The following is a 22,691-nucleotide window of genomic DNA, read 5'->3' on the forward strand; positions in this document are numbered from 1 at the left end:
GCATGACCACCACCTCACCGGCGGAGACCTCCGCATCTGACCCCGCCATGCCCGGAAGCACCGGAAGCACCGGAAGCACCGGAAGCACCGGAAGCGTCGGAGCCACCGGAGCCACCGGAAGCGCCACAAGCGCTGGAGCCGGTGGGCCGTTCGGGGCCGTGCGACGACGGTTGCACCCCGACCCGATGGTCCGGCGGCTGGCCGGGATCACCCTGGTCAACACCGTGGGCAACGGCCTGTCCCTGTCCGTCGCGGTGCTGTTCTTCACCCGGGTGCTCGGCCTGAGCGCCGCCCAGCTGGGCCTCGGGATGACCGCCGCAGGCCTGTGCGGGGTCGCCGCCAGCGTGCCGGCCGGGCGGGCCGCCGACCGCTGGGGAGCCCGCCGGGTGCTGGTGGTGCTGGTCGCGGCGGAGGCGGTCGGCACCGCCGGGTACACGTTGGTGCACAGCTATCCAGCCTTCGTGGTGCTGGCCTGCGGGGTCTCCGCCGTCGACCGCGGGTCGGCCGCGGTGCGGAACGCCCTCTACGCCGAGGTGCTGCCGCCCGACCGCCGAGTGGCAGGCCGCGCTTATCTGCGGGTGGTGACCAACGTCGGCATCTGCGTGGGGACGGCCGTCGGCGCGATCGCGCTCCAGGTGGACACCCGGCCCGTCTATCTGACGGCGATTCTGGCCGACGCCGTCTCCTTCACGGTTGTCGCCGTGCTGTTCCACCGCCTCCCCGACCTCGGGCACCCGGGGCAGGTGGCGCCGTCCGTGGACCCGGCGACGGAGGGAGTCCGGCCGGGGAAGCGGCGTAACCCGGCGCTGCGGGACGGCCCGTTCCTGGTGGTGACGGTGCTGAACGCGGTCCTCGGGCTGCAGTTCGCCGTCCTGGAGGTCGGCGTGCCGCTGTGGATCGTCCAGGACACCGACGCGCCCCGGATCACCGTCGCGGGCACCCTGATCGTCAACACCCTGCTGGTGATCGCCCTTCAGGTGCGGGCCACCCGGGGGACCGAGGACCGGGCGACGGCCGCCCGGCTCTGCGGCCGGGCGGGTCTGCTGCTCGCCGCCTCGTGCCTGGTCATCGCCCTCGCGCACGGCCTGCCCACGATCGTCGCGGCCGTGGTGGTGCTCGGCGGGGTCGCGCTGCAGTCGCTGGCCGAGGTGCTCGGCCAGGCGGGCGGCTGGGCGCTCAGCTACGACCTCGCGGGGGAGCGCGACCACGGCGCCTACCAGGGCGTGTACAACGCGGGTTCGGCGGCGGCGCTGATGGCCGGTCCGGCGCTGGTCAGCACCGCCGTGATCGGGTTCGGCCTGGTGGGCTGGGCGGTGCTGGGCGCGGTACTGGCGGCGGCGGGTCTGGCGATGGGCCCCGCCGTCCGGTGGGCCGGGCGGCGGGGCGGGGACGCCGAGGGGAGGTGAGGCGGCTACTCCTGGACGATCGCGAGGGCCTCGATCTCGATCAGCACCTCGGGCAGGAAGAGCGCCGCGACCTGCACCGCCGAACTGGCCGGCGGGCAGGCGGTGTTCACGTGCTCGTCGCGGGCCTCGCGGATGGCCGGGAGGTAGCCGATGTCGGTCACGAAGATGGTGAACTTCACGACGTCGGAGAAGTCGGCCCCGGCGGCGGCCAGGCAGCGGCGCAGGTTCTCGAAGACCTGGCGCGCCTGTGCCTTCGGGTCGCCCACGCCGACCAGGTTCCGGTGCTCGTCGAAGGCGACCTGACCGGAGACCTGGACCAGCCGACCGGTGCCGGTGACGACCTGGGTGTAGCCGGTACCGGGGGCGACTCCGGGCGGCTCGGTGAGGTGGGTGAGGTGCGTGGTGGTCATGGCGCTCATCGTGGCCCAGCCCGAGTACGCGGCGCACCCCCGTTTCGCGGTCGGCGTCACGCCGGCGCCGGATGCACCGGTGCCGGATGCGCCGACGCCGGATCCGGCGGGGGTGGCTCTGGTCGAGGGGCGGGTGGGCGTGCCAGAGTCGTCCGGGCGTCGTCCGGCCACCCCGGGCGGCGCGGCAGTCCGACCCACCCTCAGCCGGAAGGCAGGCCCCGCCGATGACCAGCGCAGAGCCCCTCGTCCGCGTCACCACCGCCGACGCCGTCACCACGATCACCCTCGACTCGCCGCACAACCGCAACGCGCTCTCCACCCGCCTGATGGCCGAACTGCACGCCGGCCTGGCGGTCGCCGCGGCCGACCCGGAGGTCCGGGCCGTGGTGCTCGGGCACACCGGCAAGGTGTTCTGCGCGGGCGCGGACCTGTCCGAGGCGACCGGTGCGGACCCGACGGTCGGTCCGCGCGGCCTGGTCGAGCTGCAGCGGGCGATCGTGGACTGCACCAAGCCGGTGATCGCGGTGATCGACGGGCACGTCCGGGCCGGCGGCCTCGGCCTGGTCGGCGCGGCGGACCTCGCCCTGGCCGGGCCGGCCGCCACCTTCGCGTTCACCGAGGTCCGGCTCGGCCTCGCGCCCGCCGTGATCTCGCTGCCGCTGCGCCCCAAGCTGGAGCCGCGCGCCGCCTCCCGCTACTACCTCACCGGCGAGGTCTTCGACGCCGCCGAGGCCGCCCGGATCGGTCTGATCACCCGCGCCACCGAGTCCGCCGAGGACACCGGGGTCGCGCTGAAGGGCCTGCTGGACGCGCTGCGCCAGGGCTCCCCGCAGGGGCTGGCGGAGTCGAAGCGGCTGGCCAACGCCGAGGTGGTGCGGTCCTTCGAGCGGGACGCGGACGAGTTGGTGGAGCTGTCGGCGCGGCTGTTCGGGTCGGCGGAGGCGCAGGAGGGGATGCGGGCGTTCCTGGAGAAGCGGCCCGCGCGCTGGGTGCGCTGACCCCCAGCTGCCCCGGCCCCGCCCCCGCCCCCGGCCCCGCCCCCGGCCCCGCCTGGCCCCGCCGCCCGCCCCGCCTGGCCTCCGCCGCGCGCCCCGGTCTCAGATGGCCGCCGTCTCCTGCCAGAGGTCGAGCAGCGCCTCGTCGCCGTCGAGTTCGACCCGCGCCGGGCCGACCGGGAGCCGGTTCCACAGCAGCAGGTACAGGTCGTGGGCGGGGCCGGTGAGGGTGAGGTCGGCCGGGTTGGCGGCCCCGCCCGTGGTGGCGGCCGGCGGCTCCTGGGTGATCGTCACGCGCCAGGAGCCGGGGCCGTCCGTCGTCCGGACGTCTACGGTGCGGGGCCGTTCGCTGCGCAGCTTGGACCGGCTGAGGACGGTGAAGCCGCGCAGCAGTTCGTCGATGCCGTCGAGGGCGAGCGCGGCGTCCAGCCTGGGGCCTTCGGTGCCGGCCGCCGCGTCGGCGTCGAAGCGGTGGACGGCGGTCTCGTGCGCCTGGCGACGGGCCCAGAACGCGAGCGGGCTGGTCGACGGCAGGAAGCTCCAGCAGTCGACGTCGGCCGGGGCCAGGGTGAGCGCGTCCACCAGGGCGGCGTGGCCCTCGCGGAACCAGTCGAGCAGTGCGGCGTCCGACGGGTCCGGCCCGATGGCGGCACGGCGGCCCTCCTCGTCCAGGGGAGCGTGCAGGCCCCGGGACGGGTAGGCGGTTGCCCAGCGGTGGACCTGGCCGACGTGCCGCAGCAGGTCGCTCAGCTGCCACTCCGGGCAGGTCGGTACGGGGGCGGCGAGGTCGGTCCGGGCGGCGGCCTCGGCGAGCAGGACGCCCTCGCGGCGCAGTGCGTCGATGTGTTCGGTGATCTCCATGGGAGGCAGTGTTCCACCGGAACCCACCGTCGTTCGCGGTTTTCGGACCTGCCCGGGCGGATGGCCGGATCCGGCTGCGGGAGGCGTGCGAGGCCGCAGGTCACGGCGGGCGCGGCTCCGGTGTGATGTTGGCCGCCCGGCGGCCGGTCGGATCCTACGGGCCGGTAACGTGAGCGCATGTCGATAACCCGTTCGCTGCTCTCCGCCGTCCGGTCCGGCGGCCGCCGGGCCACCGGTCGCCTCGTCCATCGGGGCTGGCGCTGGGTGCAGCGGACCGGCGCGGTCACCCGGCAGAGCCCGGGCCCGTACCGGTTCGGCGAGTTGGGGGACGGCACGACGCTGGCGTTCCCGCTCGGGGCGGTGTTCAACGAGCAGTGGATCACCATCGGACCGTTCTCGATCATCGGCGAGCGGGTCACCATCAGCGCCGGCTTCCTGCCCGGCCTCGACCTCGGGCCCGAGCCGATCGTCCGGATCGGCGGCGGCTGCGTGATCGGCCGGGACAGCCACATCGTCGGCCACCAGTCCATCGTCCTCGGCGACGACGTGTGGACCGGTCCCGGCGTCTACATCTCCGACCAGACGCACGAGTACCGGTCCACCGACCTGCCGATCGGCAAGCAGTGGCCGCGCAACGAGCCGGTGGAGATCGGCGCCGGGAGCTGGATCGGCACCGGCGCGGTGATCCTGCCGGGCGCCCGGATCGGCCGCAACGTGGTGGTCGCGGCGGGCGCGGTGGTGCGCGGCGAGGTGCCCGACCACAGCGTGGTGGCCGGGGCGCCGGCCAAGGTGGTCCGCCGCTGGACGTCCGAGGAGGGCTGGCAGCCGCCGCTGCGCCACGACGCGCCCCAGCCGGTGCCGGACGGCGTGACGGCGGAGCAGCTGCGGGCCCTGGTGGGGTGGGACCTGCGGCTGCCGGGGGAGACGGCCTAGGCCCTGGTCCCTGGTCCCGGATCCCGGTGTCCCGGGATTCCGGGGCACCGAGGTCGGCGGGGCGGCCCCCGGCGTGGGTCCTGGCGCCGACCCTGGTGCTGGTGGTGGCGGTGGACTACCGGACGGGCGTGGCCTGTTCGGCGGTGCGGGCGGCGATCGCGGCGGCGATCCGCAACAGGTCGGCGGGGCGGGCGGGGTCCAGGCCGGTGAGGGCGGCGATCCGGCGCAGCCGGTAGTCGACGGTGTTCGGGTGCAGGTGCAGGGCGCTCGCGGTGTGTCTCCGGTTGAGACCGCCGGCCAGGTGGGTGCGCAGGGTGGTGAGCAACTCGCCGCCGTCGGCGAGCGGTTCGAGCAGTGCGGCGAGGCGGGAACGGGCCTGGCTGGGGCGAGTGAGCTGGTATTCGAGCAGCACGTCGTCGAGCCGGTGGAGACCGGGTGGGCGGCCGAACGCGCGGGCCACGTCCAGGACTTCGTACGCCAGCGCGGCCGCGCCGGGCACCTCGGCGGGTGCGGCGGCCGCCGCCGCGGCCAGGACGGGGGTGCCCGCGGCCCGGGCCGTCGCGGCGACGGTGGCGGCGAGCTGCTGCCACGGGGTCCCGTCGGGTGCGCAGGCGTGCTCGGACGGCCGCTCGGGCCGTTCGTCCCGGGTCGCGCCGAGCGGGACGAGGACGAGGCCGCCCGAGGGGGTGAGCGCGGTGAGCGCCGACTGCCGCGTGCGATGGTCGAGTTCGGCGACGAGGCGGCGCAGCTTGCGGCGGGCGGCGACGCCCGGGTCGACGCCGGCGGCGGTCTCGTCGGGGTGGTCGGCGACGGACAGGCAGAGGACGGCGTACCGGGGCGGCAGCCGGAGCCCGGCCCGGGCGGCGGCCTCGTCCGCCGGGGTGCCGGCGAGCAGCGCGATGAGGAGGGACTGCCGGGCGCTGCTGCGCCGGTCGCCGGTCGGCCGGCGTTCGTCGAGGTAGCCGGAGCCGGCGGCGGTGGTGGCCTGGCGGAGCTGGTCGAGCAGCAGCCGGTTGAGGGCGAGTAGGTCGGCGGCGTCGCCGTCGCGGGCGTGCCGGGTGATGAACTCCCAGCAGACCTCCAGCCCGATGTGGTGGGCGAGCAGGACGGCGTCCAGCGGCAGACCCTCCTCGGCGCGGCGGGTGGCGGCCTCCCGGACGGCGGTGAACTCCTCGTCGGGGGCGGGGAGTCCGGTGCGGACGGCGTGGGCGAGGGCGCGGATCCGGAGCTCGGTGTCGCGGGTGAGTTCGCCGGTCAGCTGCTCGCGGGGAAGGCGGCGGTAGACCGGTACGCGGTCCAGCAGGGCGGCGACCACGGTCTCGGCCAACTCGCGTACACCGCCCAGGAGTCGCCGGTCGGCCGGTCGGCCGCCGATCAACGGGACGTGCCAGCCGGGCGTGGCGCCGGGCTTGTCGCTGGGGGTGGTGTTGGGCGCGGTGTGGGGCGTGGCGCCGGGTGAGGGGTCGGACGCCCTGTGGGGGGCGGCGTCGGGTACGGCGCCGGGCGGGCGGTCGGGTGCATTGTGACCGGTCACAGAGAACACCGTCCAGGTCTGGGGAACGCCCAAGGGCCGGGCCGGAGGGGCGACCGCATGATGGAGCCACTCGGGTTACCTGTTGGTAACAAAAATCCGCCGTGGAGGCAACAGTTGAGAACCCCACTTCTCTGCTTCTCCGCAACTCCCTTGCGTCGTAGGCTCGGAGGAGCCTTCGGCGTGACCCTGCTGGCAGGGGCGCTGCTGGTCGGCGCGACGACGGCTCCGGCGAGTGCCGCGTCCGCCGCGCCTGGCAGGCCTGCCGTGGCGGCCGCCCCCTCCGCCACCGCCTCCGGCCGCACCCCGTCTGTCGCCGAACTGCCGCCCGACGGCGACTCGGTGGCCTCGCCGCCCGGCGCCAACGACTGGAGCTGCCGGCCGACCGCCGCCCACCCCGACCCGGTGGTCCTCGTGCACGGCACCTTCGCCAACCGCTACGAGAACTGGCTCACGCTCTCCCCGCTGCTGAAGGGCCTCGGGTACTGCGTCTTCGCCCTCGACTACGGCACCATCCCCGGCATCACCTCCAGCGGCAGCGGCCTGCTGCTGCCGATCGGCGGTCTCGGCCCGGTGCCCGAGTCGGCGGCCCAACTCGGCCGGTTCGTCGACCTGGTGCTGAACGCGACGGGAGCGGCCAAGGTCGACATCGTCGGGCACTCGCAGGGCGGCATGCTGCCGAACTACTACCTGAAGTTCCTCGGCGGCGCCGCCAAGGTCGGCCGACTGGTCGGCCTGGCGCCGTCCAACCACGGCACGACGCTCGACGGGATCACCAAGCTCGTGCCGTACTTCCCCGGCGCCGCGGACCTGATCTACACCGTCTGCCAAGCCTGCCGGGACCAGGCGGTGGGGTCGGACTTCAACCGCACGATGGCCTCCCGTCCGGACACCGTGCCCGGCGTGAGCTACACCGTGATCTCGACCGTGTACGACGAGGTCGTCACCCCGTGGCGGACCCAGTTCCTGACCGGCCCGAACGTCGACAACGAGGTGCTGCAGGACCACTGCCCGATCACGCTCGCCGAGCACGTGGCGATCGCGTTCTCGCCGACGGCGCTGCACCTGGTCACCAACGCCCTGGACCCGGCCCGCGCCACACCGGTGTTCTGCGGCTGAGCCGAGCACGCCGCGACGCCCCGGCCCGGGAGGCCCCCCGAGCCGGGGCGTCGTCGTCGGCGGCGTTGGAGATCGAGCGTTGGAGATCGGGCGTCAGTGCGTAGGCGTCAGGGCGCGGGCGTCGAGCGGAGGGTGACCACGGCGACGGCTCCGCCGGTCCGGACCCGGACTTCGCACGTGCCGGGCCCCGCCGGCAGGGCGGCGTCGAAGCGGTCGAGCACGGCTTCGTCGCCGACGACGGCCCCACCGGCGAGGCAGACCAGCAGGACGGTCGCCTCCGGCGGGACGTCCACGGCGGCCGGCGCGGTGAGCACGTCCACGGTGGCGCCGACCCGGCCGCGGCGGGTCATCACGTTGAAGTCGACCACCGGACCGGCCGGCAGCCGGCAGTCCGTCGCGGCGTCACCGGGGAAGGCGAAGGGACGGAAGGGCATGTCGACGAGGTGCTCGGCGCCGTCGACGGTGAGCGTCATGCCGGGACCCTCGACCAGGGTGATCACCCGGTCGACGCCGGGGAACGGCGAGAACGGCCCGGCCGACGCGACGTCCGCGAGGCTGACCCGCCAGTCGAACGCGTCCAGCCCGGCCCCGGTGGGGAAACCGGCGACCTCTCTGGTCACCCCGCCCCCGTTGAGCCACGTCGTGGCCGGGCGCTCGTCCGCCCGCAGTATCTGGATCCGTCCGCTGGTCGTCATGGCTCGCATCCTGCCACCACGTCCGCGAGCGGCCACGCCGAGGCGCCGTCAGCCGTATCAGCCGCATCAGCGCCGTCCGCCGCGTCCGCCGCGTCAGGCTGACCGGGCCCGTCAGCGCCGTCCGACGGCCAGCGGCAGGAGCGCCGCCGCCGTGGCGGCCACCGCGACGGTGGTCAGGGCCATCGGCAGCCCGGCCGCGTCGGCGAGGAAGCCGATCACCACCGGACCGATCAGCATCCCGCCGTACCCGAGCGTCGAGGCGAGCGCGACGCCCTGCGGGCCGCCCGCCGCGCCGGCCCGGGCGATCGCGAGCGGGAAGAGGTTGGCGAGGCCGAGGCCGACCAGGACGAAGCCGCAGACGGCCAGCGGCACCACCGGGGCGAGCGCGGCGACCAGCATGCCGGCCGCCGCGGTCAGCCCGCCGAGCAGCATCAGCCTGGTCTGGCCGAGCTTGATGGACAGCCAGGTGCCGCCGACCCGCCCGCTGGTCATGGCGAACGCGTACGCGGCGTACCCGGCGGCGGCCGTCCCGGGGCTGGCGTGGACATCGTCGGTGAGGTGGAGCGTGGTCCAGTCCGCGATCGCGCCCTCGCCGTACGCGGTGCACATCGCGGTGAGGCCGAGCAGCAGGACGAGCAGGCGCAGGTGCGGCGCTGCGCGACCGGCGGTGCTCGCGGTCTCGGTGCTGGTGCTGGTGCTGGCGCTGGTGCCGTCGTCGCTGCGGCCGTCGCCCGTGCGGCCGGGCGCGATCAGTGGCGCGGCCGGGCTGCGCAGCAGGACGACGCCCGCGGCGGCGGTGACGGCGAGGCCGAGCAGTCCGCCGAGCGCGAGCGCCCAGGCGGTGCTCAGCGATCCGGCGAGCAGCCCGCCGATGCCCGCGCCGAGCAGGCCGCCGAGGCTGTAACCCGCGTGGAAGCTGGGCATGACGGGCCGTCGAAGCTGTGCCACCAGATCGACGGCTGCGCTGTTCATCGCGACGTTGGCGCCGCCGTACCCGGCGCCGAAGAGCAGCAGCACGCCGCCGAGCGCGGCGACCGAGTGGGCGTGCGCGGGCAGGGGGACGACGAGGCTGAGCAGGGCGAGCGAGCCGACGGTCACCGGGCGCGAGCCGTAGCGCAGGCACAGCCGCCCGACCAGCGGCATGGTGAGGACGGCGCCGATCGACAGGCAGAGCAGGGCGAGCCCGAGGGCGCTGTGCGAGGCGCTGACCTGGCTGCGGACGTCCGGGATGCGGACCACCCAGGCGGCGAAGAGGAAGCCGTCGACGGCGAAGAACGCGGTGAGCGCGAGCCGTGCGGCGCCCCAGGGGCTGTCGGTTCCGGGGGGTGTGCTGCGAGACTGGGAGGAGGCCGGGTCCGGCCGAGGATGCAAGCGGATTTTGTTTCGAAGCGGCACAAAGTCACAATAGGGGCGTGCAGCTCTCACCTTCAAGTCCGCGACCAGGTTCCGGGACCGACCTCGAAGCGCAGCGCGACGCCCACCGCCGCGCGGCCCCCGACCGCGGTCGGACGCTGCTCGGCCCCGCACTCTCGCTCATCCACACCGGCCAGACGCCCACCCGCTCGGCGCTCACCCGCGCGCTGGACGTCACCCGGGCCACCGCCGGGGCCGTCACGGCCGAACTGGAGGCGCTCGGCCTGATCACCGTCGACTCGCGCCCGGCCGGCGGCGGACGCGGCCGGCCCTCGCACCGGCTCGCGATCGACCCGCAGGGCCCGGTCGTGGTCGCCGGGCAGATCCACGCCGACGGGCTGAGCGTCACCCTGGCCGGCCTCGGCGGCCTGCTCGACCCGCCCGTCCATCTGCCGCTGCCCGCGGCCACCGACCCGGTCCGGATGCTGCGCGCCGTCGCCGAGGCGGGCGCCGAACTCGCCCGCTCCACCACGCGGCGCTGCCTCGGCGCCGCGCTCGCCCTGCCCAACCCGGTCACCGAACCGGACGGTGCCGCGCTCGCCGCACTGCACTTCGCCTGGCCCAGCGGCACCCCGGTCGCCGACCTGTACGACGTCGAGGTGGGCCGCGCCGACCACGGCCCCGGTGCCCTCCGCCCGCTGCCCACCGCGATCGCCAACGACGCCAACCTCGCCGCGCTCGCCGAGTACCGGCACGGCGCCGGGCGCGGCGCCCGCCACCTGCTCCTGGTCACCTCCGGCCACCGCGGCGTCGGCGGCGCGCTGGTGATCGACGGCCACCTGCACACCGGCAGCGCCGGCCTCGCCCTGGAGGTCGGCCATCTCACCGTCGACCCGCAGGGCCGTCCCTGCCAGTGCGGAAACCGGGGCTGCCTCAACTCCGAGACCGACCCCGACGCGCTGTTCGCCGCCGCCGGGCTCACCCCCGAACCGGGACGCCCGCTGCTCGACCAGGCGCGCGAACTGTGCCAGGCGGCCGCCGGTGACGAACGCGCGCGGGCCGCCGTGGAGCACGTCATCGACCGGCTGGGGCTCGGACTGGCCGGTGTCGCCAACATCCTCAACCCCGACCGGGTGGTCCTCAGCGGACTCCACCGCGACCTGCTGGAGGCCGCGCCCGGGCGGCTGCGCGCGGTGGTCGCCGAGCGCAGCCTGTGGGGGCGCAGCGGACGGGTGCCGATCGTCGGCGCGAAGCTGGCGCACGGGGCCCTTGCGGGTGCGGCGGAGCTGGCGTGGGGGCCGTACCTGGCGGACCCGCAGTCGGTGACGGCGGGCTGACGGCGGGGCGGCGGCGGGGCCGCGCGGCAGGGGCGGGGCTCGGGGTGGTGGCAGGTCGCGCGGCGGCGGCGGGGCTCGGGACGGCGGCAGGGCTCGGGGCAGGCCGCGCGGCAGGGGCGATAAGCGGAAGCTGTCCCTTCGGAAACGGTCACTTATCGTGACTCTCATACACTCGTAGTGAGCAGTGGGGGGTCGCGACGAGGGAGAGTGGCCATGAGCACCCAGCCGGGCAGAACATACGACGTCGAGCCGACCGTCGACGTCGACCGGACCGATCCGCAGTACCGCGACTGGCTCAAGGAGGCGGTGCGCAAGGTCCAGGCCGACGCCAACCGCTCCGCCGACACCCACCTGCTGCGCTTCCCGCTGCCGACCGAGTGGGGGATCGACCTCTACCTCAAGGACGAGTCCACCCACCCGACCGGCTCGCTCAAGCACCGCCTCGCCCGCTCGCTCTTCCTCTACGGGCTCTGCAACGGCTGGATCCGCCCCGGCAAGCCGGTGATCGAGGCCTCCAGCGGCTCCACCGCCGTCTCCGAGGCGTACTTCGCGCAGCTCGTCGGGGTGCCGTTCATCGCCGTCATGGCCAAGAGCACCAGCCAGGCCAAGATCGACCTGATCGAGTTCCACGGCGGCGAGTGCCACCTCGTCGACCGCCCGGACGAGGTGTACGAGGCCTCCGCCCGGCTCGCCGCGAACACCGGCGGGCACTACATGGACCAGTTCACCTACGCCGAGCGGGCCACCGACTGGCGCGGCAACAACAACATCGCCGAGTCGGTCTTCGCCCAACTGTGCCTGGAGCCGCACCCCGAGCCGACCTGGATCGTCGCCACCGCCGGTACGGGCGGCACCTCGGCGACCATCGCCCGGTACGTGCACTACATGCAGTACGACACCCGGATCTGCGTCGCGGACCCGGAGAACTCCTGCTTCTTCGACGGCTGGGTGCACCACGATCCGGAGGCCGTCTGCGAGCGGGGCTCGCGGATCGAGGGCATCGGACGGCCCCGGATGGAGCCGAGCTTCGTGCCGGGGGCGATTGACCGGATGATGAAGGTGCCGGACGCCGCCTCGATCGCCGCCGTACGGGTGCTGGAGCAGGTGCTCGGCAAGAAGGCGGGGGCGTCCACCGGGACGGGCCTGTGGAGCGCGTTGAAGATCGTCGCCGAGATGCGGGCGGCGGGGGAGCGGGGCAGCGTGGTCGGCCTGATCTGCGACCCGGGCGACCGCTACCTGGACAAGTACTACTCGGACGACTGGCTGGCCGGCGAGCGGATCGACATCGCGCCGTACCGGGCCGCGGTGGAGTCCTTCCTCGCCGGCGGCGTCTGGACGGGCTGACGCCGACGCGGGCGGACGGCTGAGAGCTGACGGCGGGCGGCGAACAGATGACAGCAAACAGATAACAGATTTCAGCGAACAGATTCTGTTATCTGTTCGCCGCTGCCCTCGCCCTCACCCGCCCGCCCGCCCGCTCCGCCGGATGACCGCTCGCCCACCCGCGAGGTCGATCCCGGTGCGCGCCGGTGCGCCGTCGTGCTCGTCGTCCCGCAGCACCAGCTCGACCCGGCGCTGCTCCAGCTGCACGCGCTTGCTCGGGTAGAGCAGCGCGTGCAGCTCCTCCGTCGCCGTCGCGCCCGCGCCGCGTCCACCCGCCGAACCCGCAGTCCCCGTCGAGCCCGTAGCCGGGCCGACCCGCAGTCGTCGCACCACCGCGCCGAGGAAGAACAGCACCACCAGCCCGGCCGGCAGCAGCAATCCGCCCGCCGCACCTGTCAGAATCATGCCCATGACCGCCCCAACGCCCGGGCCGCAGTGGCGAGTTCCCGGCGTCAGGGCAGCGGCGCGCTCGGCAGGTCGGCCGGGACGAGGAGTTGGAGCTCCTCGGTGGAGGGGGCCGCGAGGTGGGCGACCCGCATCGCGTGCCGCTCGACCATGGTCTCGAAGACCTGCCGCGCGGTGCGCCCGTTACCGAAGTTGGGGCCGCGCTCCAGCCGGCCGAAGTGGTCGAGTAGCACGCCCTCGGTCGCCTCGGCGAGCGCGTACTCATGCTCGGCGCACTGGGCCCGGGCGATCTCCAGCAGCTCCTCCGCCGTGTAGTCGGGGAAGGTGATGGTGCGTGAGAAGCGGGACGAGACGCCGGGGTTGGCGGAGAGGAAGCGCTCCATCTCCAGGGTGTAGCCGGCCACGATGACGACCACCTCGTCCCGGTGGTCCTCCATCAGCTTGACCAGGGTGTCGATGGCCTCCCGCCCGAAGTCGCGCGCGCCGTCCTCGGGGGCGAGCGCGTACGCCTCGTCGATGAAGAGCACCCCGCCGCGCGCCCGGTCGAAGGCGGCGGCGGTGCGGATCGCGGTGGAGCCGATGTGTTCGCCGACCAGGTCGACCCGGGCCACCTCGACCAGGTGTCCGCGCTGGAGCACCCCGAGCGCGGCGAGGATCTCGCCGTAGAGCCGGGCGACGGTGGTCTTTCCCGTGCCGGGTGCGCCGGTGAAGACCAGGTGCCGGCGCAGCGAGGGCGCCTTGAGCCCGGCCTGGCGGCGGCGCTTGCCGACCGAGATCAGGTCGATGAGCGTGCGCACCTCCTGCTTGACCGTGGCGAGCCCGACCAGCGCGTCCAACTCGGCGAGCGCCTCGTCGGCGGGTCGGCAGTCCGGGATCGGGGAGATCACCGGCGCGGCGGCCGGCGCGGTCGCGGTCGCCACGGCCGACGGGGTCGTGGCGGAGGCCAGGTGGGCGGCGCGCGGGGCCGGCAGCTCGGCCGCGCCGGAGAGCGGTCCGGGCGGCGGGCCGACGTCGTCCGAGATGCAGCCCTGCGCGACCGGCCCGGGCTCGGAGAACTCGAAGCCGGCCCGCTCGTTCTGCTCGGCCCGGCAGCGGGTCAGCTGGGTGCGGCAGCCGTCGATGATGTGGAAGCCGAAGCCCTTGCCGTGCGAGACCCGGCAGTCCTCGAAGGTGCCCCGCCCCTGCGCCGAGACGTACACCCCGGCGTCGGTGCTGGCCCGGACGGTGCAGTCGCGCAGCACCGGGTCGGCGCCCTTGGTGACGATCACCCCGGTGGCCACGTCGGAGATCTCGCAGTCGGTGAGCAGCCCGCTGCTCCCGTGGTCGCGGAACCACAGGCCGGTGCCGGCCTCCTGGACCCGGCAGCCGGTGAGGGTCACCGCCGCGCCGCCGCTGACCGAGACCGCCGAGCTGCGGATCCGGCTGAAGGAGCAGTCGGCGGCGGTGGCGGCGGAGTCCCGGTCCAGGACGAACAGCGCGTCGGGCAGGTCGTACAGCGAGCAGTCGGTGAGGGTGAGCCGGGCGCCGTCGCTGACCCACAGCGCCGGGTACTCGCCGGTGGAGCCGTGGATCCGGCAGGACTCGGCGACGGCCTCGGTGCCCTGGTCCCAGACCGAGAGCGCCCCGCGCCCGAAGTCCCGGACGGTGCTGTTGGCGAGGCTGAGCCGGGAGCGGCCGCGCAGGTCGGCGCCGTTCTCCGGCAGGTCGTGCACCCGGCAGCCGGTGAGGACGAGTTCGGCCGCGCCGTCCAGGGTCAGGCCGTTGCCGGTGACCCGGTGGATCTCGCAGTCGACGAGCCGCCCGCCCGCCTGCGCCTCGGCCTGGACGCCGCTGCCGCGGATCTCGTAGATCTCGCAGCCGGTCAGTTCGGCGGCGCTGCCCGGGTCGGAGAGCAGGACGCCGGCGCCGGCGGCATGGTGCACCCGGCAGCGTTCGAGGGCGGCGGTGGCGCCACCGAGGACGGCGAGTCCGGCCTGGCCCGCGGCGGCGACCTCGCAGTCCTCGAAGGCGGCGGCGGTGCCCTGACCGCGCAGGCGCAGCCCGAGCCCGGCCGGGTTGGCGACGACGCAGCCGCGCAGGGTCGGCCGGGCGCCGTCGGTGATCTCGACGCCGGTCGCGGAGCGGGTCTCGATCCGGCAGCCGCTGAGCGCGGGCGCGACCTGCGGCCCGGTGATCAGGACGGCCGGCGTGGAGCTGTCGCCGCCCTCGACGACGAGGTCGCGGACGGTCGCGTCGGCGGTGACGGTCAGCGCCACCCCGGACGGCGGGTCGATCCGGACGGTGCCCGGGCCCTGGGCCGGGACGATCGTCACCGGCTTGTCCAGCAGTACGTTCTCCCGGAACGTCCCCGGCCGGACGGTCACGGTGTCGCCCGGTTCGGCGGCCGCGAGGGCCTCCGCGAGGGTGTCGTACTCGCCCGCGCGGCGACGCCAGCGGGATGCGCTGTCCTGGGTGACCCGGACCCTGTGCTCTGCCATGACGGTCTGTCGTCCCCACCTTCGTCGAGCCGGCGTTCAACGGGCCGTACCCGCGGGGCGCGCGGTCGGCCCGCCCACCGTAGCGCGCCTGCCTGGGTGGTCCGGTCGGCCGCGGTCGCGCGGGCACCGGGGGCTCGCGCCTTCGCCACAGGTTCCGACCACATGTTTCAACGAGCGCGCACAGCCGTGGTTCCGAGGTCGGCGCCGGGCGTCGGTGCCACCGGGGGCGCCGGTGGACCGGCACGCCGCTGGTTCACCCCCGCGCGTCGGCCGGCCACTGCGCCCCGTCCTCCAGCACCTCGACCTCGTCGCCGACGCGCAGCGTGCCGAGCGCGTCGCCGGTGACGCCGGCCGGCCGCTCGGGGATCAGGTTCTGGCCGAACGCGGCCTTCTTCAGCAGCCGGTGGTGCCGGGCCAGGGTGCGCAGCGGCTCGGGGCCGCGCCGCTCGCCGCTCTCCTGGTCGGTGGTGGTGACGACACAGCGGCCGCAGGGCTTGACCACCTTGAAGGTGAGGTCGCCGATCCGGATCCGGCGCCAGCCGTCCTCGGCCCACGGCTCGGCGCCGCCCACCACGACGTTGGGGCGGAAGCGCTCCATCGGCAGGGTCTCGTGGCCGTCCGGGTGCTCGGCGGCGATCAGCTCGTTGAGCCGGTCCAGCGAAGCGGTGGTGGTGAGCAGCAGCGGGAAGCCGTCGGCCATCGAGACCGTGCTGCCGGGCTCGGAGTAGTCGGGGTCGACCGGCCGGGCCCGCGGGTCGTCCAGGTGCACCAGGCGGTAGTCGCCGAGGTGTTCGGCGATCCACTGGTGCGCGTCCTTGGCGGCCTCGGCGGCGCGGAAGCGGGTGCCCCAGACCTCGACCTCGGCGAGCGGGTCGCCGGCGGCGACGGCGGGGGCGGGGACCTCGATCCGGGAGCCGCCGGGGGCGGTGAGGGAGAGCGCGCCGTCGGGGAGCAGCCCGGCCCGGATCTGGCCGAGGGCGGCGTTCTCGCGTTGGCTGACGAAGCGCCCGGTGGCGTCGGCGAGCATCCAGCGTCGGTCTCCGGCCAGGCCCCAGGGCTCGACGGCGGCGGTGCCCGGGCTCAGGCGGTACATGGACTTGACGGGGTAGACGTGGAGTCCGGTGAGCTGCATTCCCCCATCCTGCCAGCCCGGCCGCGGCGGTCCGCAGGCCCCCGTACGCGCACGGACCGCCCGGGACGCCGTGGGGGGCGTTCCGGGCGGTCCGTGGATGACCCGTTCTCCGTACGCCCGGCGCGAGGAGCGCGCCGGGTGGTGCTCAGGTGGTGCGGGTGCGGGCCGGGTGGGGTCGGCCCTGGGGTGTCAGCGGCTCAGTAGCCCTGGCCCTGCGGCTGGTAGCCGCCGCCCTGGTGCTGGCCGGGCTCGCCGTACGGGCCCGGGCGCTGCGGCTGCATCGGGCGGGCCGGCGCCATGGCCGGGCGCAGCTGGGCGCCGCCGAAGCCCTGCTCGCCGCCCTGGCCCTGGTAGCCGGGGCCGGCCGGGTTCGGGCCGCCGAAGGACTGCTGGCCGCCGAAGCTCTGCGGTCCGCCCTGCGGCTGGCCGCCCGGCTGCCCGGGGCCGAACGCGCCCGGTCCGCCGATCGGCTGCGCGCCGAAGGACTGCTGGCCGCCCTGGCCGCCGATGAAGGTGTTCTGGCCGCCGAAGCTCTGGCCGCCGGTCGGCTGGTAGCCGCCGCTGGCGGTCTGGGCGAAGGCCGGTGCGGCGGGCTGCGGTCGCTGGTACGGCTGGGGGCCGCTGTAGCCGGGGACGGGCGGCTGCGGCGCGGAGGCGTACGCCGGTGCGGGCTGCGCGGGGATGTACGCCGTGGCGGGACCGGCGGAGGGACCGCTGCTCGGGCCGGGGCCCAGGGCGAGGCGGGCGGGCGGCAGCGCGGGGAGGTTGCTGCCGGCACTCTCGTACCCGTTGCCGTACCGGTTCTCGTAGGACGGGCCGGCGGTGGCCCCGTAACCGGACGACAGGGCCGGCGGCAGGGCGGCCGGCACGTTGATGGGTGCGATCTGGGGGACGCCGCGCTCAGCCACGAGGCTGTCGTAAATCGGCGTGCCGGAGGAAAAGGACGGAGAGGGGTAGCCGACTCCGTCGTAGGAGCGGGGCGAGGTCATGGGGCATACGGTAAGCCCACAACGAGCCTGCTGAGGAGAGCGGGAGGGGGAGCAGTTCGAGTGTTTACACAGTCTTCGCTCGCACAAAGGTTTCGAAAGTAGGAAGAACGGACATACCGGCGTTCAGTTCCGGACAACCTTGGCGCGCCGTCAGTGATCGAACAGTGCCCGGACGGAGGCGTCGCGAACCCTTGCGGTGACCGGGCGGTGGACGGTTCCGGACCCGGCGGAGAAAACTTTGCGGACAGGGCGTGCGCCGGCGCATTCGAGCCCCCGCCGAAGGTGCGGCGGAGGCTCGTGAATGTTTCGGGAATAAAGTCCCTGTCAGCGGCCGTGGAGGCCCGCGACCAGTGCGTCCGCGGTGCTTGCGGTCAGTGCGCCTGCAGCGCCTGCGTCTGCGCCGGGAGGCCCGGCCGGCTGGAGACCTCCGAGGTGCAGAAGGAGCAGCGGCTCGCCGCGGCCGGGATCGAGCTCAGGCACTCCGGGCAGTCGACCTTCGCGACCGGCGCCGGCTTGGCCGACTCGAAGCGCGCCTGCAGCCTGCCGACCGGCAGCACCACGGCGAAGTAGATCACCGCGGCGATCAGCACGAACCCGATCAGTGCGTTGACGAAGACCCCGTACGGGAACCGGGTGCCGGCCACCTCGAAGGTCTTCTGGGTGAAGTCGCCGACGGCGCCGGTGGCGACCCCGATGAGCGGGGTGAGGAAGGCGCTGACGAACCCGGTGACCACCGCGGTGAAGGCCGCGCCGATCACGATGCCGACTGCGAGGTCCACCACGTTTCCGCGCAGCAGGAAGCTGCGGAATCCCTTGAACACCGGGTGGCTCCAAATCCGTACGGGGAAGGGGGAGATGAGGCGGCGCGACGGGCGCCCCGGCCGGACATCCTGCCGACCGGGCCGGGCCGAGGTCCAACCGCGTTCACCCGATCCGCGTAACCGGCCCCGGGCCGTGCCGGCAGGTCCGGGCGGCGCCCGGACGCTCCGCGTACGGGTCGATCCGGCTGCCGTACGCGCTCCGGTAGCACCCCCGGCGGAAACCCCGGGAGGGTCAGAGCGGCCGCACCCGCAGCGCGCGCTCGTAGAACTCGACCATGTGCGCCGACACCTGAGGCAGCGTGAACGAGGTCAGGAAGCGCGCCCGCGCGGCCTTCGCCCGCACCCGCGCCGCCGCCCGGTCGTCCAGCGTGTCGAGGACCGCCGCCGCGAGTTCGGTCGGCCGCTCCGGTGCCACCAGCCGGGCGTAGTCCTCCGAACCGACCGTCTCGCGCAGCGCCGGCACGTCCGTGCAGACCAGCGGTACCCCGACGCCCATCGCCTCGATCGCGGTGCCGCCCTGGCCGGCCCAGCGGGACGGTACGGCGACCGCGTCGGCGGCGGCCATCAGGTCGGCCACGTCCTCGCGCGGCCCGAGCAGGCGGACGCTCCCGGCGGACTCGGCGAGCGCCCGCAGCCGCCCGCTCTGCGGGCCCGCCGCGCCGGCCAGCAGCAGCACGGCCCCCGGCTGTGCGCGCCGGACCGCCGGCCAGGCCGCCAGCAGGACGTCCAGGCCCTTCCGGTACTGCTGGCAGCCGGCGGCCAGCACCACCGGCACGTCCGGCGCCAGCTCCAGCGCACCGCGTACGGTGGCCCGCCGCTCCGGGGTGGCCGTGCCCAGCAGCTCCGGGTCGAGCCCGCGCGGCACCACGTCGATCCGCTGCCGGGGCACCCGCAGCCGCCGCGCCATCGTGGTGGCGACGTGCCGGGTGAGTGCGTGGAAGCGGCGGGCGCCTTGGGCGGTGGCCGCGTCCAGGGCCTGCGCGGTGCGCATCCGCCAGGGGCTCGCGCCGTGCGCGGCCGACTGCTCCGGTCCGTAGGCCGGGTCGAGCAGGCTGGAGACCACCGGGGTGCGGGCGGCGAGGGCGGCCGCCCGGCCGAGCACGTCCGAGGCGGGGCGGGCGGTGTGGACGAGGTCGGGCCGGCGCTCGCGGATCAGCCGGCGCAGCGCGGCGGCCGTCCCGGCCCGGGTGGGCCGGCCGATCCCGAACACGGCGGCGCCCGCCGCGGTCAGTTCCGGCTGCCAGCCGCCGGGGGAGTCGTACAGGTAGGCGACGTCCAACGTGACGCCGGCCCGGACCAGTTGAGGGGCCATCGCGACCAGGGCACGCTCCGCCCCGCCGATCCGGTTCACGCTGTCGACCACCAGAAGCACCTGCACCGGCCACCCCCGCCCGCTGCGGGCGCGCCCGTTCTCCCGTGCCGGACGCCCCCTGACTGGTGATCAGCATCGCAGGTGGTCGGCGGGCCCGCCAGCGGTTCGTCCGCGGACCCCGGGCGGCGGCCAGGGGCGGATCGCGGGGCGGGGCGGGGCGAGTGGGGGGTACGGCGAGGCGAGCGGGGGCGAGGCGGGGTGCGGCAGGGCGGGAGGGGGCGGGACAGGGCGCACGACGGGGGCAACCGGCGCGCGGCTGCGGCCGACCCGCGCACACCAGGTGTATTCGCGTGGTCGCACGGACCACCACCAGGTTGCGCGAAGGGGCTGTACGGCGCGGAGCACTGTGCCAAGGTCGGTCCATGCCCGACGATACGTCGGCCGACCCGGCCGGAACCCGCCCCCGCGTCCTGCACCTGATCAGCGAGCCACGTCGCGGCGGCGCCCAGAACTTCGCCCGTGACCTCCACCGGGAACTGCGCCGCCGGGGCCAGGCCTCCGCCCTGTGCGCCCTCGCCCCGCACCCGGCCCCGAGGCCCGCCGGGCCGGCCCTCCCCGGGCCCCGGACCGAGGCCTGCACCGGGGAGTGCACCGGGGCGCACGGCGCTCACCCCACCGCGCACGACGTACGCCCCACCGCGCACGACGTACGCCCCGACGCGTACGACGCGCGCCCCGACACGTACGACGCGCGCCCCGACACGTACGACGCGCGCCCCGACACGTACGACTTACGCCCCGACACGTACGCCGACGCGGCGGGCCTGCACGCCGCCGCCGTCCTCGGCTCCGGCCGCCTGCACCCCGGCACCCTGCGGGCGCTGCGCGCCACCGCCCGCGCCGCCGACGTGGTGCTCGCCCACGGTTCGGACACCCTGGCGGCCTGCGCCCTCGCCCTGGCCGGTACCCGTACCCCCTTCGTCTACGTCTCCGTCGGCCACCCCCGCTACTGGACCGCGAACCGGCTGCGCCGGGTGCGCGGCGGCGCGCTGATGCACCGCGCGGCCGCCGTCACCACGCTCACCACCGAGGCCCGCACCGTCCTGGAGGAGCAGTTCCGGCTGCCCGACGGCAAGGTGCACGTGATCCCCAACTCCCGCGCCGCCGAGAGCTATCCGCCCGCCGACGGCCGAGCCGACCGGCGTGCCGCCCGGCACGCGCTCGGCCTGCCCGCGGACGTGCTGCTGGTCGCCTGGATCGGCGCGATCGCCCCCGAGAAACGGCTCGACCTCGCCCTCGACGTGCTCGACCGCCTGCCCGACGTCCGACTCGCCGTCGCCGGGGACGGTCCGCTGCGCGAGACGCTGGCCCGCCACCCGGCCGCCGCCCGCGCCCACTTCCTCGGCGCCCTGCCCGACCCGGCGCCGCTCTACCGGGCCGCCGACGCGCTGCTGCTCACCAGCGACAGCGAGGGCGTGCCCGGCGCGCTGATCGAGGCGGCACTGGCCGGCGTGCCCGCCGTCGCCACCGACGTCGGATGGGTGCGCGAGGTGGTCCGGGACGGCGCCACCGGCGCGCTCGTCGCGCCGGGGGACCCGCTCGCCCTCGCCGAGGCGCTGGCCAAGGTGCTGGCGTGCAACCGCGCGGGCCTCGGCGCGGCCGCCCGGGCGCACGCGCTGGAGCACTTCGAACTCGGCGCCGTGGTGGACGCCTGGCAGCGGCTGGTCGCCGAGGTGTGGGCGGGCGGCGGGGCGGGGGCGCGCCCCGGCCCGTGACGGGCCCGGTGGCCTCGGCGGCCCGGGCGGCTCCGGCGGCGTCGCGGCCCCGACCAGCAGGACCATCGTGGCGGCCCGGACAGCCCGGACAGCCCGGACGGTCCGGAAGACGGCCCGGCTGCGCCGATCGGGCGAATCCGGGCCTGCCCGCTCGGGCCGACTCGACGGTAACGAACCGTCACCAGCACACTGCGCGGTGTGAACTCGAAGTCGCTGCTGCGCTCCACCGTCCTGTTCGTCGTCGCCGCCGGGATCGCCGTATCCCCCGTCCAGGCCGGCGCAGTGACCCACCAATCCCCGTCCGAGGGTGCCCAGTTCGTCAAGCTCGACCATCCCCAGCCGGTGCGCGAGAGCGCCCGCACCGAGGCGGTCGAGTTCTTCTGGTACGACTGCGGTCACTCCCAGCAACTCGAACAGCCCCTGCAGGCCTGGGCCTCGAAGCACCGTGCGGACGTCGCCCTGCGGCGTGTCCCGGCGATCTGGCCCAACAGCCAGGATGAGGGCGTGCAGCGCGGCCACGCGCGCCTGTACTTCACGCTGGAGCGCCTGGGCCTGGTCGAGCGCCTGCAGACCAGCGCCTTCCGCTCGGTTCACACCGAGAAGGCCGACCTCACCACCGAGGCCACCGCGACCGACTGGGCGGTGCGACACGGCGCGGACGCCCAGCTCTTCCGTCAGGCGTACCGTTCCCCCGGCGTGGCGCGGTCGGTCGACGGGGCCGCCGCCGAGTTCGTCCGCTACGGCGTCAACGAGCTGCCGACGGTGGTCGTCCAGGGCGAGTACCGGACCTCGCCGACCAAGGCCGGCGGCGTCGAGGAGATGCCCGCGGTGCTGGACTACCTGGTCCAGCAGGAGCAGCTGCGCGGGAACTGACGCCCGCCGCCCGCCTGGGCGGTGACCTGGCGCCGGTCCTGCCCGTCGGTCGTGCGCACCGGCCGGAGCGCGCCGCACACGGAAGTGGCGCGCTCCGGCCGGTGGTTCAGTCCTGGCGCAGCAGGTACGTGACGAAGCCGAACGTCCCCCGGTAGCCGTGCAGCCATTCCTGCCGGTGCCGGTCCGCCGCCTCCTGGGCGGGCGCCGCGTCCGGGTGGTCCGGGTGGTCCAACGCCCACGCGGCCAGCGTGCCCGTCCAGGCGAACTCGTAGTCGTCCCACTCCTGCGGGCTGCTCACGTACCCGGACACCGGCGTCCAGCCCTCCGCCATCACCCGGTCCGTGGTGGTCGCCAGGTCCGCGTAGTCGTCCCGGGCCACGCCCAGCCCGTCCAGCGCGGCCTGGGACGGCTCCCGCTCCCAGAAGCCCTCGCCGACCAGCACCCGGCCGCCCGGGGCCAGGTGCTCGCGGGCCGCCGCCAGCGTGGGCAGCAGCCCGCCGAAGGCGTGGGTGGCGCCCACGCACAGCACCAGGTCGAAGGGCTCGGCGGAGCTGAACTCCCGGGCGTCCACGTGGTGCAGGCCGATCCGGCGGACCACCCCGAGCGCCTCGGCCGACTCCCTGGCCAGGGTCAGCGCGGCCGCGTCGAGGTCCACTCCCACCGCCCGCCAGTGCGGGCGCGCCGCCAGTGCCCGGACCAGCCACGCCCCTTCGCCGCAGCCGAGGTCCAGCGCGAGGCCGGCGTCCGTCCCGGCGGTCGCGCGGTCCAGCAGCCGGGCCACCGACTCGTCCGTGAGCGGCGCGGCGATCGGGTGGTGGGCATGGGCGAGGCGGGAGATCAGCTGTCGGTCCATCCGAGCAGTATGGAGCCACCAGGCCTGCCGC

20 protein-coding genes are annotated in these 22,691 nt (G+C 75.3%); 8 read left to right on the plus strand and 12 right to left on the minus strand.

Features of this window, described 5'->3' with window-relative positions:
• Positions 1–158 precede the first annotated feature (158 nt).
• Positions 159–1,406, plus strand: a complete 1,248-nt coding sequence (locus tag ACIOJE_RS31300) for an MFS transporter (protein WP_400780816.1) — start codon at positions 159–161, stop codon at positions 1,404–1,406.
• 5 nt (positions 1,407–1,411) lie between these two features.
• Here ACIOJE_RS31300 and ACIOJE_RS31305 read toward each other — a convergent pair whose 3' ends face one another.
• Positions 1,412–1,816, minus strand: coding sequence for a RidA family protein (locus ACIOJE_RS31305; RefSeq protein ID WP_400780818.1), 405 nt, complete (start codon positions 1,814–1,816; stop codon positions 1,412–1,414).
• 224 nt (positions 1,817–2,040) lie between these two features.
• Between ACIOJE_RS31305 and ACIOJE_RS31310 the strand changes: the two genes are divergently transcribed.
• Positions 2,041–2,814 carry an enoyl-CoA hydratase family protein gene (locus ACIOJE_RS31310; RefSeq protein ID WP_400780820.1) on the plus strand — a complete coding sequence of 258 codons (774 nt, stop codon included), beginning with the start codon at positions 2,041–2,043 and terminating at the stop codon, positions 2,812–2,814.
• Positions 2,815–2,913: 99 nt separating this feature from the next.
• Here ACIOJE_RS31310 and ACIOJE_RS31315 read toward each other — a convergent pair whose 3' ends face one another.
• Positions 2,914–3,672 carry a maleylpyruvate isomerase family mycothiol-dependent enzyme gene (locus tag ACIOJE_RS31315; RefSeq protein ID WP_400780822.1) on the minus strand — a complete coding sequence of 253 codons (759 nt, stop codon included), beginning with the start codon at positions 3,670–3,672 and terminating at the stop codon, positions 2,914–2,916.
• Positions 3,673–3,849: 177 nt separating this feature from the next.
• Between ACIOJE_RS31315 and ACIOJE_RS31320 the strand changes: the two genes are divergently transcribed.
• On the plus strand, positions 3,850–4,605 hold the full coding sequence (locus ACIOJE_RS31320; protein WP_280685256.1) for a DapH/DapD/GlmU-related protein: 756 nt from the start codon (positions 3,850–3,852) through the stop codon (positions 4,603–4,605).
• Between the two features lie 115 nt (positions 4,606–4,720).
• Here ACIOJE_RS31320 and ACIOJE_RS31325 read toward each other — a convergent pair whose 3' ends face one another.
• Positions 4,721–6,139, minus strand: coding sequence for a PucR family transcriptional regulator (locus tag ACIOJE_RS31325; RefSeq protein WP_400780825.1), 1,419 nt, complete (start codon positions 6,137–6,139; stop codon positions 4,721–4,723).
• Positions 6,140–6,319: 180 nt separating this feature from the next.
• Between ACIOJE_RS31325 and ACIOJE_RS31330 the strand changes: the two genes are divergently transcribed.
• Positions 6,320–7,255 (plus strand): esterase/lipase family protein, encoded by a 936-nt coding sequence (locus tag ACIOJE_RS31330; RefSeq protein WP_400780828.1) that lies wholly within the window; start codon positions 6,320–6,322, stop codon positions 7,253–7,255.
• 107 nt (positions 7,256–7,362) lie between these two features.
• Here the strand turns inward: ACIOJE_RS31330 and ACIOJE_RS31335 are convergent, their stop codons facing one another.
• Positions 7,363–7,950 (minus strand): HutD family protein, encoded by a 588-nt coding sequence (locus ACIOJE_RS31335; RefSeq protein ID WP_280685258.1) that lies wholly within the window; start codon positions 7,948–7,950, stop codon positions 7,363–7,365.
• 111 nt (positions 7,951–8,061) lie between these two features.
• Positions 8,062–9,321, minus strand: a complete 1,260-nt coding sequence (locus ACIOJE_RS31340) for an MFS transporter (protein WP_400780832.1) — start codon at positions 9,319–9,321, stop codon at positions 8,062–8,064.
• Between the two features lie 41 nt (positions 9,322–9,362).
• Between ACIOJE_RS31340 and ACIOJE_RS31345 the strand changes: the two genes are divergently transcribed.
• Together ACIOJE_RS31345 and ACIOJE_RS31350 are read left to right on the plus strand one after the other, a co-directional pair.
• Positions 9,363–10,640 carry an ROK family protein gene (locus tag ACIOJE_RS31345; RefSeq protein ID WP_400780834.1) on the plus strand — a complete coding sequence of 426 codons (1,278 nt, stop codon included), beginning with the start codon at positions 9,363–9,365 and terminating at the stop codon, positions 10,638–10,640.
• Positions 10,641–10,853: 213 nt separating this feature from the next.
• Positions 10,854–11,984 carry a PLP-dependent cysteine synthase family protein gene (locus tag ACIOJE_RS31350; RefSeq protein WP_400780837.1) on the plus strand — a complete coding sequence of 377 codons (1,131 nt, stop codon included), beginning with the start codon at positions 10,854–10,856 and terminating at the stop codon, positions 11,982–11,984.
• Positions 11,985–12,098: 114 nt separating this feature from the next.
• Here the strand turns inward: ACIOJE_RS31350 and ACIOJE_RS31355 are convergent, their stop codons facing one another.
• The 6 genes from ACIOJE_RS31355 to ACIOJE_RS31380 all read right to left on the minus strand — a co-directional run bounded on the left by ACIOJE_RS31355 (position 12,099) and on the right by ACIOJE_RS31380 (position 19,210).
• Positions 12,099–12,434: a DUF6191 domain-containing protein gene (locus ACIOJE_RS31355; protein ID WP_400780839.1), complete on the minus strand. Its 336-nt coding sequence runs from the start codon at positions 12,432–12,434 to the stop codon at positions 12,099–12,101.
• A 41-nt stretch (positions 12,435–12,475) separates the two neighbouring features.
• On the minus strand, positions 12,476–14,905 hold the full coding sequence (locus ACIOJE_RS31360) for a right-handed parallel beta-helix repeat-containing protein (protein ID WP_400780841.1): 2,430 nt from the start codon (positions 14,903–14,905) through the stop codon (positions 12,476–12,478).
• A 253-nt stretch (positions 14,906–15,158) separates the two neighbouring features.
• Positions 15,159–16,037: an MOSC domain-containing protein gene (locus tag ACIOJE_RS31365; protein WP_280685265.1), complete on the minus strand. Its 879-nt coding sequence runs from the start codon at positions 16,035–16,037 to the stop codon at positions 15,159–15,161.
• A gap of 197 nt (positions 16,038–16,234) precedes the next feature.
• Positions 16,235–17,026, minus strand: coding sequence for a DUF6643 family protein (locus ACIOJE_RS31370; protein ID WP_400780845.1), 792 nt, complete (start codon positions 17,024–17,026; stop codon positions 16,235–16,237).
• A 371-nt stretch (positions 17,027–17,397) separates the two neighbouring features.
• Positions 17,398–17,847, minus strand: coding sequence for a large conductance mechanosensitive channel protein MscL (mscL, locus tag ACIOJE_RS31375; protein WP_280685266.1), 450 nt, complete (start codon positions 17,845–17,847; stop codon positions 17,398–17,400).
• Between the two features lie 232 nt (positions 17,848–18,079).
• Entirely contained in the window at positions 18,080–19,210 is a 1,131-nt protein-coding gene (locus ACIOJE_RS31380; protein WP_280685267.1) for a glycosyltransferase family 4 protein, read from the minus strand.
• Positions 19,211–19,581: 371 nt separating this feature from the next.
• Here ACIOJE_RS31380 and ACIOJE_RS31385 point away from each other — a divergent pair, with 371 nt between their 5' ends.
• Together ACIOJE_RS31385 and ACIOJE_RS31390 are read left to right on the plus strand one after the other, a co-directional pair.
• Positions 19,582–20,934: a glycosyltransferase family 4 protein gene (locus ACIOJE_RS31385; protein WP_400780849.1), complete on the plus strand. Its 1,353-nt coding sequence runs from the start codon at positions 19,582–19,584 to the stop codon at positions 20,932–20,934.
• A gap of 198 nt (positions 20,935–21,132) precedes the next feature.
• Positions 21,133–21,807, plus strand: coding sequence for a thiol:disulfide interchange protein DsbA/DsbL (locus ACIOJE_RS31390; RefSeq protein WP_400780851.1), 675 nt, complete (start codon positions 21,133–21,135; stop codon positions 21,805–21,807).
• A gap of 106 nt (positions 21,808–21,913) precedes the next feature.
• On the opposite strand, the gene ACIOJE_RS31395 is transcribed toward ACIOJE_RS31390, so the two are convergent.
• A complete protein-coding gene (locus tag ACIOJE_RS31395; RefSeq protein WP_400780854.1) occupies positions 21,914–22,660 on the minus strand; it encodes an SAM-dependent methyltransferase in 747 nt (248 codons plus the stop codon).
• Positions 22,661–22,691 lie beyond the last annotated feature (31 nt).

Source organism: Kitasatospora sp. NPDC087861 (genome assembly GCF_044742585.1).
GTDB lineage: Bacteria > Actinomycetota > Actinomycetes > Streptomycetales > Streptomycetaceae > Kitasatospora.

Bases quoted from the DNA above. Each gene is read 5' to 3' on its own strand.
- ACIOJE_RS31315 (WP_400780822.1), bottom strand. From the start codon at position 3,672: ATGGAGATCACCGAACACATCGACGCACTGCGCCGCGAGGGCGTCCTG.
- ACIOJE_RS31355 (WP_400780839.1), bottom strand. From the start codon at position 12,434: ATGGGCATGATTCTGACAGGTGCGGCGGGCGGATTGCTGCTGCCGGCC.
- ACIOJE_RS31370 (WP_400780845.1), bottom strand. From the start codon at position 17,026: ATGACCTCGCCCCGCTCCTACGACGGAGTCGGCTACCCCTCTCCGTCC.
- ACIOJE_RS31365 (WP_280685265.1), bottom strand. From the start codon at position 16,037: ATGCAGCTCACCGGACTCCACGTCTACCCCGTCAAGTCCATGTACCGC.
- ACIOJE_RS31310 (WP_400780820.1), top strand. From the start codon at position 2,041: ATGACCAGCGCAGAGCCCCTCGTCCGCGTCACCACCGCCGACGCCGTC.
- ACIOJE_RS31385 (WP_400780849.1), top strand. From the start codon at position 19,582: ATGCCCGACGATACGTCGGCCGACCCGGCCGGAACCCGCCCCCGCGTC.
- ACIOJE_RS31360 (WP_400780841.1), bottom strand. From the start codon at position 14,905: ATGGCAGAGCACAGGGTCCGGGTCACCCAGGACAGCGCATCCCGCTGG.
- ACIOJE_RS31320 (WP_280685256.1), top strand. From the start codon at position 3,850: ATGTCGATAACCCGTTCGCTGCTCTCCGCCGTCCGGTCCGGCGGCCGC.
- ACIOJE_RS31335 (WP_280685258.1), bottom strand. From the start codon at position 7,950: ATGACGACCAGCGGACGGATCCAGATACTGCGGGCGGACGAGCGCCCG.
- ACIOJE_RS31350 (WP_400780837.1), top strand. From the start codon at position 10,854: ATGAGCACCCAGCCGGGCAGAACATACGACGTCGAGCCGACCGTCGAC.
- ACIOJE_RS31305 (WP_400780818.1), bottom strand. From the start codon at position 1,816: ATGACCACCACGCACCTCACCCACCTCACCGAGCCGCCCGGAGTCGCC.
- ACIOJE_RS31395 (WP_400780854.1), bottom strand. From the start codon at position 22,660: ATGGACCGACAGCTGATCTCCCGCCTCGCCCATGCCCACCACCCGATC.